Source organism: Bradyrhizobium sp. B117, from assembly GCF_038969555.1.
In the GTDB taxonomy this organism is placed as follows: domain Bacteria; phylum Pseudomonadota; class Alphaproteobacteria; order Rhizobiales; family Xanthobacteraceae; genus Bradyrhizobium.
Genome location: NZ_CP152414.1, coordinates 7,471,729 through 7,484,681 on the forward strand (window position 1 = coordinate 7,471,729; position 12,953 = coordinate 7,484,681).

General features: G+C 64.6%; 10 protein-coding genes. 3 read left to right on the forward strand and 7 right to left on the reverse strand.

Annotated elements, in window-relative coordinates; all coding sequences use genetic code 11:
* Window positions 1–2: 2 nt before the first annotated feature.
* Window positions 3–1,100: an extensin family protein gene (locus AAFG16_RS36155; RefSeq protein ID WP_342733017.1), complete on the reverse strand. Its 1,098-nt coding sequence runs from the start codon at window positions 1,098–1,100 to the stop codon at window positions 3–5.
* A gap of 65 nt (window positions 1,101–1,165) precedes the next feature.
* Here AAFG16_RS36155 and AAFG16_RS36160 point away from each other — a divergent pair, with 65 nt between their 5' ends.
* Entirely contained in the window at window positions 1,166–2,794 is a 1,629-nt protein-coding gene (locus AAFG16_RS36160) for a fatty-acid--CoA ligase (RefSeq protein ID WP_283081172.1), read from the forward strand.
* A 314-nt stretch (window positions 2,795–3,108) separates the two neighbouring features.
* Here AAFG16_RS36160 and AAFG16_RS36165 read toward each other — a convergent pair whose 3' ends face one another.
* Window positions 3,109–4,305, reverse strand: a complete 1,197-nt coding sequence (locus AAFG16_RS36165; protein WP_342733019.1) for a TAXI family TRAP transporter solute-binding subunit — start codon at window positions 4,303–4,305, stop codon at window positions 3,109–3,111.
* A 57-nt stretch (window positions 4,306–4,362) separates the two neighbouring features.
* Window positions 4,363–5,502: a hypothetical protein gene (locus AAFG16_RS36170; RefSeq protein WP_342733022.1), complete on the reverse strand. Its 1,140-nt coding sequence runs from the start codon at window positions 5,500–5,502 to the stop codon at window positions 4,363–4,365.
* 455 nt (window positions 5,503–5,957) lie between these two features.
* Between AAFG16_RS36170 and AAFG16_RS36175 the strand changes: the two genes are divergently transcribed.
* Window positions 5,958–6,800: a DUF1499 domain-containing protein gene (locus tag AAFG16_RS36175; RefSeq protein ID WP_342733024.1), complete on the forward strand. Its 843-nt coding sequence runs from the start codon at window positions 5,958–5,960 to the stop codon at window positions 6,798–6,800.
* A 73-nt stretch (window positions 6,801–6,873) separates the two neighbouring features.
* On the opposite strand, the gene AAFG16_RS36180 is transcribed toward AAFG16_RS36175, so the two are convergent.
* The 4 genes from AAFG16_RS36180 to AAFG16_RS36195 all read right to left on the reverse strand — a co-directional run bounded on the left by AAFG16_RS36180 (window position 6,874) and on the right by AAFG16_RS36195 (window position 12,346).
* Window positions 6,874–7,791, reverse strand: a complete 918-nt coding sequence (locus AAFG16_RS36180; protein WP_342733026.1) for an MBL fold metallo-hydrolase — start codon at window positions 7,789–7,791, stop codon at window positions 6,874–6,876.
* 170 nt (window positions 7,792–7,961) lie between these two features.
* On the reverse strand, window positions 7,962–9,176 hold the full coding sequence (locus AAFG16_RS36185) for an acyl-CoA dehydrogenase (protein WP_342733028.1): 1,215 nt from the start codon (window positions 9,174–9,176) through the stop codon (window positions 7,962–7,964).
* A gap of 193 nt (window positions 9,177–9,369) precedes the next feature.
* Window positions 9,370–10,446, reverse strand: a complete 1,077-nt coding sequence (gene ribB, locus AAFG16_RS36190) for a 3,4-dihydroxy-2-butanone-4-phosphate synthase (protein WP_283081178.1) — start codon at window positions 10,444–10,446, stop codon at window positions 9,370–9,372.
* Between the two features lie 169 nt (window positions 10,447–10,615).
* Window positions 10,616–12,346, reverse strand: a complete 1,731-nt coding sequence (locus tag AAFG16_RS36195; protein WP_342733030.1) for a cation:proton antiporter — start codon at window positions 12,344–12,346, stop codon at window positions 10,616–10,618.
* A gap of 67 nt (window positions 12,347–12,413) precedes the next feature.
* Here AAFG16_RS36195 and AAFG16_RS36200 point away from each other — a divergent pair, with 67 nt between their 5' ends.
* A complete protein-coding gene (locus tag AAFG16_RS36200) occupies window positions 12,414–12,932 on the forward strand; it encodes a DUF3124 domain-containing protein (RefSeq protein WP_342733032.1) in 519 nt (172 codons plus the stop codon).
* Window positions 12,933–12,953 lie beyond the last annotated feature (21 nt).

The following is a 12,953-nucleotide window of genomic DNA, read 5'->3' on the forward strand; positions in this document are numbered from 1 at the left end:
TTTCACCGGCGCTTTTTTGTTGCCGGCTTGTGCTGCCAGGCTTTGCCGCCATCGGCCGTCGGCTTGTCCGCAGGCGCCGGAGATTTCTCCGCCGCCTCGTCATCAGCCGCACCCTTATCCTCCGGCTTGGCCGCGACCTCGCGCGGCGGCGCGTCCTCGGGCCGTTCCGCCGGCAGAAGCGGAGCGACCTGCGGCATGGGATCCCAGACGTTCCACTGGCAGATCCGGTAGTCGTTGCGACGCTGCGCCAGATCGAGATGGATGTGGTCCTCGTGGTACCAGTCCGAGCCCGGACCGAGCACGGTGGAGAACCGCGAACAGACCGAATGCAGCACGCGCTCGCGCACGTCGCGCGACATGGTGCGGTCGGTGAGGCCGATCGACTGCCCGCTGGCGAGCTTGATGGCGCGGACGTCGAGCGCATTGGCCTTGCCGTGCTCGGACAGCATTGCGCCGACCACGCGGTTACGACCGCGGCACTCAAAACTGTCGAAATTGTCGAGATCGCTGATGGTCGAGCCGAGGCTCGCCGCCAGCGGCACCATGTCCTTGCGCACCCAGTCGGCGATCGCGGAGGCCATGGTGCAGCGGAGGATCGCCGCCGGCTTGACCGAAACCTTGCGCTTGTCCGGCAGCACGATGGCCTCGAGCCGCACCAGATCCTCGCCGCCGCAGGCGCCGGGACCGCGGATGTCGGGAATGGAGGGCGCGATCGCGATCTCCTCGGTCAGCGCCAGCCGGCACGCCGAGAGCTGCTTCTCGGGCGGCGCGGCCTCGGCGGGCTTGTTGGCGCCGGGCTTGTCGGGAGAAGCCTTGTCCGGGGAAGGCCTGCCATCGGGCTCCGGCGCGGCCTCGTCCGTCGCCTCGGGGGCTTCGTCAGGGCGAGGTTTGGGTAGCGGTATCTTCACCGAATGAACCGCCGCGCGCGGCCGTGGTGTACCAAGACCAAAGATATCGAGCGGCGCAGCATATTTGCGCGCCTCTGCCCGCTCAGTCAGCACGAGCGACAATCCGACTACAGCGGTAACCATTGCCGCGCGGGCGGACATATAGCCGCGACAAGACCATTTGCGGCGAAAGTCCGGCAGGCTAAAACTCATGACAATTCTTTGGCCCAACGCTGAGAGCTATAATCCGCCCAGCGAATTCTCGGAGGAACTTCGGAATGCTCGGTTTGATGCAAGATTGGCCCCTGCTCTGCCACCGGATCATCGAACACGCCGCCAGGATTCATGGCAAGCAGGAGGTGGTTACCCGATCGGTCGAGGGACCGATCCATCGCACCAACTATGGCGAAATCCACAAGCGCGCGCTGAAGGTCTCGCAGATGCTGGAGCGCGACGGCATCAAGCTCGGCGACCGCGTCGCAACGATCGCCTGGAACACCTGGCGCCATCTCGAAGTCTGGTACGGCATCATGGGGATCGGCGCCATCTGCCATACCGTCAATCCCCGTCTTTTCCCCGAGCAGATCGCCTGGATCATCAACCATGCGCAGGACCGCATCGTGATGACCGACATCACCTTCGTTCCAATCCTGGAGAAGATCGCCGACAAGCTCCCGAGCGTCGAGCGCTACATCGTGCTCACCGACAAGGCGCACATGCCGCAGACCACGCTGAAGAACGCGATGGCCTACGAGGACTGGATCGCGCAGGCCGACGGCAAATTCAAATGGAAGGACTTTGACGAGAACACGGCCGCGGCGATGTGCTACACTTCTGGCACCACGGGCGACCCGAAGGGCGTGCTGTACTCGCACCGCTCCAACGTGCTGCACGCGCTGATGGCCAACAATGTCGACGCGCTCGGCACCAGCGCCTCCGAGACGATGCTGCCGGTGGTGCCGCTGTTCCACGCCAACAGCTGGGGGATCGCCTTCTCCGCGCCCTCGCAGGGCACCAAGCTGGTGATGCCCGGCGCCAAGCTCGACGGCGCCTCGGTCTACGAGCTGCTCTCCACCGAGAAGGTCACGCACACCGCCGGCGTGCCCACGGTGTGGCTGATGCTGCTCCAGCACATGGCCGCCAACAATCTGAAGCTGCCGGAACTGAAGATGGTGATCTGCGGCGGCTCGGCGATGCCGCGCTCGATGATCAAGGCCTTCCTCGACATGGGCTCGAACGTCCGCCACGCCTGGGGCATGACCGAGATGAGCCCGATCGGCAGCGTCGCAGCGCTGAAGCCGCCGTTCCAGAACGCGACCGGCGATGCCAAGCTCGACGTGCTCCAGATGCAGGGCTATGCTCCCTTCGCCGTGCAGATGAAGATCACCGACGATGCCGGCAAGGAGCTGCCCTGGGACGGCAAGACCTTCGGCCGCCTCAAGGTCTCCGGGCCCGCCGTCGCCAAGGCCTATTACCGGGTCGACGCCAACATCCTCGACGAGGAAGGCTTCTTCGACACCGGCGACGTCTCGACCATCGACGAGGCCGGCTACATGCGGATCACCGACCGCTCCAAGGACGTGATCAAGTCCGGCGGCGAGTGGATCTCCTCGATCGACCTGGAAAACCTCGCAATCGGCCATCCCGCCGTGGCGGAGGCCGCGGTGATCGGCGTGTTCCACCCGAAATGGGACGAGCGGCCGCTCCTGATCGTGCAGCTCAAGCAGGGCCAGCAGGCTACGCGCGAGGACATCCTGAAATACATGGACGGCAAGATCGCCAAATGGTGGATGCCCGATGACGTCGCCTTCGTCGACGGCATCCCGCATACGGCGACGGGCAAGATCCTGAAGACGGCGCTCCGCGACCAGTTCAAGGACTACCGCTTCCCGAATGCGGCGGCGTGAGCGGACCGGAATAGCTTGCCCCAAGACCTTCTTGCCCCAAGACCTGGTCGGTCCTGCGGTTGCGAATTCGCTTCATCTCCCCCGCTTGCGGGGGAGCTCGGTTTCATCACGAACGCAAATCGATCCAATCTCGTGAGGGCCTCTGGCCCTCCGGGAAGTATCAAGGTCGGGCAGAGTGATCATGATCTGATGCGACCTTCGGCGGATCATGCTCTAAAGCGCGATGAGATTAGGATTGATCGTCATCGCGCTTTAGGTCGTTGTTTGAGCATGATCTTTTCGGAAAACCGCTGCGCACTTTTCCGGATCATGCTCTAACGCTTTGCCTCCGCCTGGCCGGTGCTCTTCTGCCATTTCAGGAATTGTTGATAGAGCGCCTCGTCCTGTTCCGGCGTTCGCGCGCCCTGCTGGCCGGTTTCGCGGGTCTGTGCGGCAAGGAACTGGTCGAATCTCGCGCGTGTGTCGGAGGCTGGACCGGAATGCTGGTCGAGCCACTCCTGCGCCGGCGGGAAGCGATTCCATCCCTTCAGTGGCGCGCTCAACACCACCTCCTTCCACTTCGGATGGAAGGGCGACCGCTGCAGGTCTTTCAGACGGTCGAAGAAGACCTGAACGAAATGCTCCACCTTACCGTATCGCTCGGTCTTTGCGGGCCAGTTGTAAGCCGCAAGGATGGCGGGCACAGCGATCGTGTCAACGCGGCCGCCAGGTGGGATCAGTGAAGGATAGTCCTCCGCCTTGAGGACGGATGGAAGATAGTCGCTCTGCAAGGGCCCGCTATATGGGATCGGCACGAAATGCAGGTCTTCTCCCTTCACCTGGCTCACGGCCTTGGAGGGACTTCCCTGCACCGCGATCACCGCGTCGAGTTCGCCGTTCTTCAGTTTTTCATAGGCGATGCGCTGCTCGATATAGGCGTAGACCGGCTTGACGCCGAGCCTCTCGAAGATCGTAATTGCGGTGACGAAAGTGCCTCCGTTCGGCAAGTCGACGGCAACACGCCGGCCGTTCAGGTCGGCAAGGCTGCGGATCGACGACCGCGCGACGACGTGCATCTCCTCATTGTAGAGCTTCGTGATATAGACGAACTGGTTGCGGATGTTGCCGGTGTAGCCCTTCCTTTCCAGGTAATCGAGCGTGTCGGCGCGCACGATGCCTAGATCGACCCCCTTGAGGAAAAGGATGTCCGCGATGCTCTGGACAGAGCCCCTCCCGATGATCGGCAGCACCCGCATCCGGTCGCCGTCATCCAGCGCGGAGGCAAGATCGGCGCCGAACTGGACATAGGTTCCGCCGATCGTGCCTGACATCAGCGTCACGGTGTTGGCGTTGAGCCGCTCGCGCGTGCTCTTGCTGGTGCTGGAATAGCTGAAAACCGCCTTCAGGCCCTCGCTTACTGCGGCCGGGTCGACCTCGCCTCCCCTGTCTTGGGAAAAGGCCGGCGTCGCCAGCAGCACCGCGACCCCGGCCGCGCAGCCGAATGCCAGGTCGGTCAAACGTCGGATGATCATGTCGTGAAACTCCGAATGGTCGAGATTGACAGGCGCGCGCGACGCACGCGGCCGGGATCAGCGGGCGGGCGTGAGCGTATCAAGCTGTCGCTGCGCCTCGGGGTCGCCCCATTCTTTTGCCCTCTGGTACCAGTTGCGGGCCTGCGCGAGGTCCGCGAGCGGTCCGCTGGCGCCCAACTGCTTGAGCACGTTCGGATCGTAGGTCCTGGCCACCAGCAGCGCGGCGCGCGCGTCTCCTGCTTCGGCCGCACGCAGCAGCAGGAGCCTCGCCGCCGAGACGTCGCCGCTGGTGAGCAAATCCTGTCCACGTTTGACGAGGCCAGAAATTTCCTTCGGATCCAGGCTACGCACGGCGTCCGTCTGCGGCGGTGGGGTGGCCACCAAGGAGCGCGCGGGCGGTACGGCCGTGACGGCTGTCGACGGCTGCGGAGCGTCTCTGGCGGCGGGTTTCCAGGAAAGTCGGCTCGAGCCAACCACGAGCACGGCGCCGTTGTTGTCACGCAATTCTGCCATCGCGACCATCTGGCCGACGAAACCGTCTGGCGGAATGACCGACACGGCGGAAACTTCCGACGCCGGCACGCGCCACTCGTTGGCGACGCGCTTGCCAGACGTCAACCGTGCGTCGGCTGGCAGTCCGTTGATGGCAACGATAGCGCCGGAAGGGGGAGCACCCACGCGCATCCCGAGCGGCAAGGGGGCGTCGGCAAGCCCGCTGCTGTCCTCCACCGCAAGGGTCGCGACCTGCTTGCGTTGCGGTGCCGGACCGATCGCGGCTTTCACCGATTGCCAAAGCGACGAGATCGATGTGGCGTCGTTCGATTGAACTCCAGGCCTTTGCGATGCCGGAATGACGATGACGAGAATCAGCGCGATGCCTCCCGCAACTGCTGCCGCGATCGCGAACCTGACCACTACGCTGAGCAGCGCGCTCCTTCCCGAGTTACGAAGGGCGGCCGGCACCTCCATGGGCTCCATCGCCTCGTGCATGGCTTGGGCGACGGCTTTGGAGAACACGTCCGAATGGTCACGACGTCGCGGGTTGCCGGGCGATTGCAGGGGCGCTCCACCGGCAGTCGACTCCGTGGATCGTCTTGGCGCCGCCGTCGGCTGCACCGTCCGCTCGCGCAAGTCGCGCGGCGCGTAGTACATCGGATCTTGCGGATCGATATCGCTTTCGTGCCGTCCACCACTCATACTGAACACTCGCCCTGATGGGGCGGCCCACCAGCCGCGCTGGTCGGCACCGGCTACGCTGTTTGCGATCCTTGCAGCTCATGAGGCGCAACCGCGCACATCCGGTCAGCCTTTGCGGCACGACCGGGAGCTGAGGTCACTCTTAACGTGTCCGGCTGACGCCCGCCGTTGTTCCTTGCCGTTGTTCTTTTTTGACCTTTCGCCGGACGGTCCCTCGCCTCGGCGGTTCCGACAACCTGCAGTAGAGCCTTGGGGCGAAACTGCGACCAAGTCAATCTACAACTAAAGATCATTTAGATTGAATGGTTAATCAATGAAGTTGCAAAATCCCGTCTGTTCTCTGTGCCGTATCGTCCGCAAACCTTGAAATTGCCGGGCCGCCGTGGTCTCAAGCAGCCAGTTTTCAATCGGCCCCCCTGGCGGCGGGCCAAGCCCCAACCCGGCAGTTTTCATCAATGGCCCGCAGGTTTTCCGCTCCCTATCAGTCGGAGCCCGTGTCCAGTCTCGCGAGCTGGGCGCGCAATCTGGCCGTGTTCGCGGTGGTGGCGGTGCTGGTGTCGATCCTCATCGTCCGCTTCGGCTTTCTGGAGCCGAAGCCGGCGCTCGTCACCTTCTTGGGGGGCCTTGCGATCGCCGGGCTCTCCATCCTGTTCGGTCTCGCCGGCTTTGCCGCGATCTGGCAGAACGGCTCGCGCGGCATGGCGCGCATCCTGCTCGCCTTCCTGATCGACGGCGCGATCCTCGCCTACCCCGCCTATCTCGGCCTGCAATACCGCAAGCTGCCAGCGATCCACGACATCACCACCGACCCGATCGACCCGCCGCGCTTCGAGGCGCTGGCGCCCCTGCGCGCCGTCGAAGGCGCCAACACCGCGGTTTATGCCGGTCTCTACTCGGCCGAACAGCAGCGCCAGTTCTATCCCGATATCGAGCCGATCGAGCTCGAGATCCCCGTCGACCGCGCCTATGCGATCGCGCGCCAGCTCGTCCTCAAGCGCAAATGGCTCGTCATCGACGAACGTGAGCCGAGGCCGCCGCGCCGCATCGGCCGCATCGAGGCGGTGGCGCGCACGCCGATCATGGGCTTGCGCGAGGACATTTCCATCAGGGTCGTGCCCGATGGTGACGATTCCCGCGTCGACATCCGCTCCGCCTCGCGCCATTTCGACAGCGACCTCGGCAGCAACGCCGCGCGCGTGACCAAGTTCATCGAGGACCTCAACACGGCCGCCGATGCCGACGCGCTGAAGCCGGTGAAGAAGACGCCGGTGACGCCGCCGAAGACGGTGAAGAAGTGAGATTGGCGAATGGAGAGTAGCGAATAGCGAGTGGAAGACCGCCTATTCGCTACTCCCCATTCGCTATTCGCCCTCAGGCCATCCGGTACGATCCCGTGATCACGGGATCGCCATCAGTGGCCACCACGCCGCGGGCGACGAGATCCTCCAGATGCGCCAGCACGGAATAGCCGGCGGCCGTCGTCAGGCGCGGGTCGATGCCGATATAGATCGCGCGCACCATGGTCGGGATGTCGGTCTCGCCCTTGGCGAGGCGATGCAGGATCGAGGCCTCGCGCGCCTTGCGGTGCCTGATCAGGAAACGCACGAAGCGCTGTCCGTCCGGGATCTCAGGGCCATGGCCGGAGAAATACAAATCCTCATCGCGCGCGGCGAGACGGTCGAGCGATTCCATGTAGTCGATCATCGAACCGTCGGGCGGCGCCACGATCGAGGTCGACCAGCCCATGACGTGATCGCCGACGAAGTTGAACTTCCGCTCGGGCCAGGCAAACGCCAGATGGTTGGCGGTGTGGCCGGGCGTTGCCACCGCCTCCAGCCGCCAGCCGTCGCCCTCGACGACGTTACCATGGGCGATCCTGATATCCGGCGCGAAATCGCGGTCGGCACCGGATTCCGGATTGTGCTTCTCGCTCTCGAAACGCGGACGCGAGGCGCGGTGCGGGCCCTCGGCATAGACCGGCGCGCCGGTCGCCTGCTTGATCCGCGCCGTGTTCGGCGAATGGTCACGGTGGGTGTGGGTGACGAAGATGTGGCTCACGGTCTCGCCGCGCACGGCATCGAGCAGCGCGGCCGCATGCGCCGCATCGTCAGGACCGGGATCGATGATCGCGACGTTGCCCTTGCCGACGATGTAGCTGACGGTGCCCGTGAAGGTAAACGGGCTCGGATTGTTACAAAGCACGCGCCGCACGCCGGGGCGGACTTCCTCGACGATTCCGGGCTTCAGCGGAAAGTTGCGGTTGAACGGGACGTCGTCGTTGTCGGACATGAGACTTCCTGTGCACTCCTGCCCCACCCCCGCCGTCATACCCCGCGAAGGCGGGGTATCCAGTACGCCGTGGCGTCAGTGGCGAAGGCGAGGTCTCTGGGATACTGGATCGTCCGCTTTCGCGGACGATGACAGCTGAGCAAAAACAACGACCACGGAATTCGTGGCGCTCAGAAAAACGCCTGAATGCCCGTAATCGCGCGACCCAGGATCAGCGCGTGGACGTCGTGGGTGCCCTCGTAGGTGTTGACCGTCTCGAGGTTATGGACGTGGCGCATCACGTGGTATTCGATCGAGATGCCGTTGCCACCGTGCATGTCGCGCGCGGTGCGGGCGATGTCGAGCGCCTTGCCGCAATTGTTGCGCTTCATGATCGAGATCATCTCGGGCGCGAACTTGCCCTCGTCCATCAGGCGGCCGACGCGAAGCGAGCCCTGGAGGCCGAGCGCGATCTCGGTCTCCATGTCGGCGAGCTTCTTCTGCACCAGCTGCGTTGCGGCGAGCGGCTTGCCGAACTGCTTGCGGTCGAGCGTGTACTGACGCGCGCGGTGCATGCAGTCCTCGGCGGCGCCGAGCGCGCCCCAGGAGATGCCGTAGCGGGCGCGGTTGAGGCAGCCGAACGGGCCCTTCAGACCGGAGACGTTCGGCAGCAGCGCGCCCTCGGGAACCACGACGCCGTCCATCACGACCTCGCCGGTGATCGAGGCGCGAAGCGACAGCTTGCCGCCGATCTTCGGCGCGGACAGGCCCTTCATGCCCTTCTCCAGCACGAAGCCGCGGATCTGGTTGTCATGCTCGGCCGACTTGGCCCAGACCACGAACACGTCGGCGATCGGCGCGTTCGAGATCCACATCTTGCTGCCGGTCAGGCGATAACCGTCCGAGACCTTCTCGGCGCGAGTCTTCATGCCGGCCGGGTCGGAGCCGGCGTCGGGCTCGGTCAGGCCGAAGCAGCCGACCCACTCGCCGCTGGCAAGCTTCGGCAGGTACTTCTTGCGCTGGTTCTCATCGCCATAGGCGTAGATCGGGTACATCACCAGCGAGGACTGCACCGAGTTCATCGAGCGATAGCCGGAGTCGACACGCTCGATCTCGCGCGCGACGAGGCCGTAGGCCACGTAGCTCGCATTGGCGCAGCCATATTCCTCGGGCAGCGTGATGCCGATCAGGCCGAGCTCGCCCATCTCGTTGAAGATCTCGCGGTCGGTCTTCTCTTCGAGATAGGCCTTGGAAACGCGCGGCAGCAGCTTGTCCTGGGCGTAGGCGCGGGCGGTGTCGCGCACCATGCGCTCGTCTTCGGTGAGTTGCTCGTCGAGCAGGAACGGATCGTCCCACTGGAAGGAAGCCGCAGCCGGCTTGTCCTTGGTTTGAGGGCGCACGCTCATGAAACGTCCTTTCGCGTCTGGTTCCGTCAAATAATTGCCCGACAAATTAAAGCGCCGCGGCAACAAGTGCAATTGCATCCTGGTTTCGGTCATTCCGGGCCGTTACGAAGCGTCAGACCCGGAATCCCTTTGCTCGCCGCTTCGAGATTCCGGGTCTGGCGCTTTCAGCGCCATCCCGGAACGACACTGCGTGTCAACTCTCGAGCTGCTCGTTGGCGACGATCTCGATGCCAAAGCCCGACAGGCCCTTGTAGTCGTGCACCGAGGAAGTGAGATGGCGGATCGAGGTGACGCCGAGATCGCGCAGGATCTGCGCGCCGACGCCGACTTCGCGCCACTGGCGGTTGCGGTCGGCCTCCGTCGAAGACTCGTCCGGCAGCGGCGACACGGGAACACCGGCCGCACCGTCGCGCAGATAGACCAGCACGCCGCGGCCGGATTTCTTGAAATGCTCGAGCACCGCCGCCATGCGCTTGTGGCCGGTAAAGGTGTCCTTGACGATGTTCGGCTTGTGGAAGCGCGTCAGCACGTTCTTGCCGTCGCCGACGCCGTTGTAGACGAAGGCGACATGGGCGATGGAGTCGAACGGCGAGCGGTAGGCGTAGCCCTGCAAGGGGCCGATCGGGCTCTCGGTGACGAAGGTCGAGACCCGCTCGATCAGCTTCTCGCGCGCCTGGCGGTAGGCGATCATGTCGGCGATGGTGACGTGCTTGAGCTTGTGCCTGGCCGCGAACTGCGCGACCTGCTCGCCCTTCATCACGCTGCCGTCGTCGTTCATCAGTTCGCTGATGACGCCGACCGGCGGCAGGCCGGAGAGCTTGCAGAGATCGACGGCGGCCTCGGTATGGCCGGACCGCAGCAGCACGCCACCATCCTTGGCGATCAGCGGGAAGATATGACCCGGACGGGCGAAGTCGTGGGCGCCGACATTGGGATTGGACAGCGCACGGCAGCACGAGGCGCGCTCCTCGGCCGAGATGCCGGTGCCGCCGTCGGGCTTGTAGTCGATCGAAACCGTGAAGGCGGTGGTGTGCGCGGAATCGTTGTGGGCGACCATCGGATCGAGCCGCAGGCGACGGGCGTCCTCGGTGGTCACGGGGGCGCAGACGATGCCGGAGGTGTGGCGGATGATGAACGCCATCTTCTCGGCGGTGCAGAGCGAGGCGGCGACGATCAGATCGCCCTCGCCCTCGCGGTCTTCGTCGTCGGTGACGACCACGAGCTCGCCCCGGGCAAAGGCTTGCAATACTTCCTGAACGCTATCGGGCATGTCCCAATCTCTATCGGTTATGAGCGGGAGGCTTAGCCGGACTTCGGCCGGGGCGCTAGTGTCCTGGACGCAACCGCATATTCCGGCTCGCGGGCCTGCCCGCGGCTTTCAGGCTTGCACCGCGGATACCAGCGATATAGGCGCGGATGGCCCAGGGGGAAGACCGCCGTCAGGGCAGCACTTCGCGCCGCTCGCCGAGCCGCAGGTCAAGCTCGGCGCGCTTGTCGGCCAGAAGCCCGGCCTGGGCGGCTTCGATCACGGTAAACAGCTCATGAGCGTCGCTGAGGCGGGTCACGGTGACGTAGCTGGCACCGGCCTCGTAGAGCTCGCCGACATCGGCCAGGAGGTCGGCGGTGGCCACGATCAGGGCGGTCGGGTTGAGGGCGCGGACGTGGCGGACCAGTTTTTCGTTGGTGGCGCCCTTGAGCAGCGAGTCCGGCACGCTGAGGATGATCATCTCGGACTTGGCGATGCCGGCATGGAGCAGCGTGTCGACATTGCTGATGTCGCCATAGATCACGTGCAGGCGGCGCGACAGCAGCGTCTGGTACACATTGGGGTTGAAATCAACCACCGTGATCTGCTCGAGCAGCACTGGTGTCTGCCGTTCGATCTCGGCCAGCAGCGCGCTCGCCGCGCGGAAAAAGCCGAGGATGACGATGCGGCGGGCCTCGCCATGGCCGCCCTCGTGGCCCTCCTCGCCGCGCGTCTGGCCGTCGTCGAGGTCCTTCAGGCCGATCCGCTTCAGGGGGCCGATCGCCCAGCGGGTGATCTCGTCGCTGCGGCTCATCGCGAAGGTCGAGAGCACCGCCAGCACCACGAAGGCGAACGAGGCCGCATTCGCCGTCTCGGGCGCGATGTGGTGGTCGGTGACGCCGGTCTGGATCACCACCAGCGAGAACTCGGAGATCTGCGCGAGGTTGAGTGCCGGCAGCAGGCTGGCGCGCAGGCCCTGCTTCATCAGATAGAGCGGGGTGAAGGTGGTGACGAGCCGGCTCACCACCGTGAACGCCGCGATCATCAGCGCGAGCCCAATCACGGAGAGACCGGGCACGGGAATGGTCATGCCGAGCGCGACGAAGAACAGCGTGATGAAGAAGTCCCGGAGCGTCGTGACCTTGGCGGTGACGTCGAGTGCGTAGGGAAAGGTCGAGAGCGAGACGCCGGCGATCAGCGCGCCCATCTCGCGCGACAGCGACAGCCGCTCGGCGGTCTCGGCGACGAGAAAGCACCAGGCCAGCGCGCCGAGCAGGATCAGCTCGGGCCGGCGGGCGATCTGGTGGAACAGACGCGGCAGCACGTAGCGGCTGACCAGGAGCGCAGCGGCGACCAGCACCGCGACGCGGCCGATCGAGAGCAGGATGACGCTGAATTCCAGGTTTGCGAGGCTCGGCTGCACCGCCAGGAACAGGATGGCGAAGATGTCCTGGAGCACCAGCACGCCGAGGGTGATGCGGCCCGGCAGCGTGTCGAGCTCGCGCTTCTCGTAGAGCACCTTGACGATGATGACCGTGCTCGACAGCGCGCAGGCGACGCAGAGATAGAGCGCATCGAAATGGCCGCCGCCGAGCGACAGGCCGATGCCGACGAAGAACAGCATCCCGAGCAGGCAGCCGCCGAGCAGTTGGCCCCCCGCCGCGAACAGGATCACCTTGCCCGCCCGCACGATCTTCTTCAGGTCGATCTCGAGCCCGATCATGAACAGCATGAAGATCAGGCCGAGCTCGGAGATGACGCTGATCGATTCCTGCGACTTGACCCAGCCGGCGCCGAATGGACCTATGCAGAAGCCGGCGATAAGGTAGGCCAGGATCAGCGGTTGCCGGGAGAAATGGGCCAAAAGGCCCAGCATCCAGGCAAACAGGATACAAAGAGTGATGTCGCGAATGAGCTCGTGCATGCCAAATCGGTCCGTTTTGCCGCACCCTAGTGACCGAGTGCAGCGCGGCAAGCGAGCAATTCGTCACATGCGGATCGTGCTCTGGCTGATAGCCTTACTAGGTTCGTTCGCGCCTGCAATCGCTCAGCCCAAGGTCAATATCGAGCAGGCCTTTGCCGATTCGCTCACCGCATTGCCGAAGGAGGACCTGGCCGTCTCCGGCGGGTTCTACGTGCCGGCCTATTCCAGCGTTGCGATGAGCCAGGGCAAGCTGCGTGTCGACTTCTCGGTGACCCTGAGCGTACACAACGCCTCCGAGACGCAAGCACTCGTGGTCAAACGCATCGCCTATTTCGACACCGCGGGCAAGCAGGTCGAGACCTATCTGAAGGCGCCAGTCGCGCTCAAGCCCCTCGCCACCGTCTCGATCTTCATTGCGACCGACGACGTGCGCGGCGGGACCGGGGCCAATTTCCTCGTCGACTGGGCCGCAACGGGCGAGATCGCCGAGCCGGTGGTCGAGGCCTTGATGGTTGGCGGCGTCGCCAATGCGCATTACGCTTTCATCAGCCAGGGCCGTCCGACCAGGACGGCCGGCAAGAAGTAAGGCCGCCTCTCCCGGGCGACC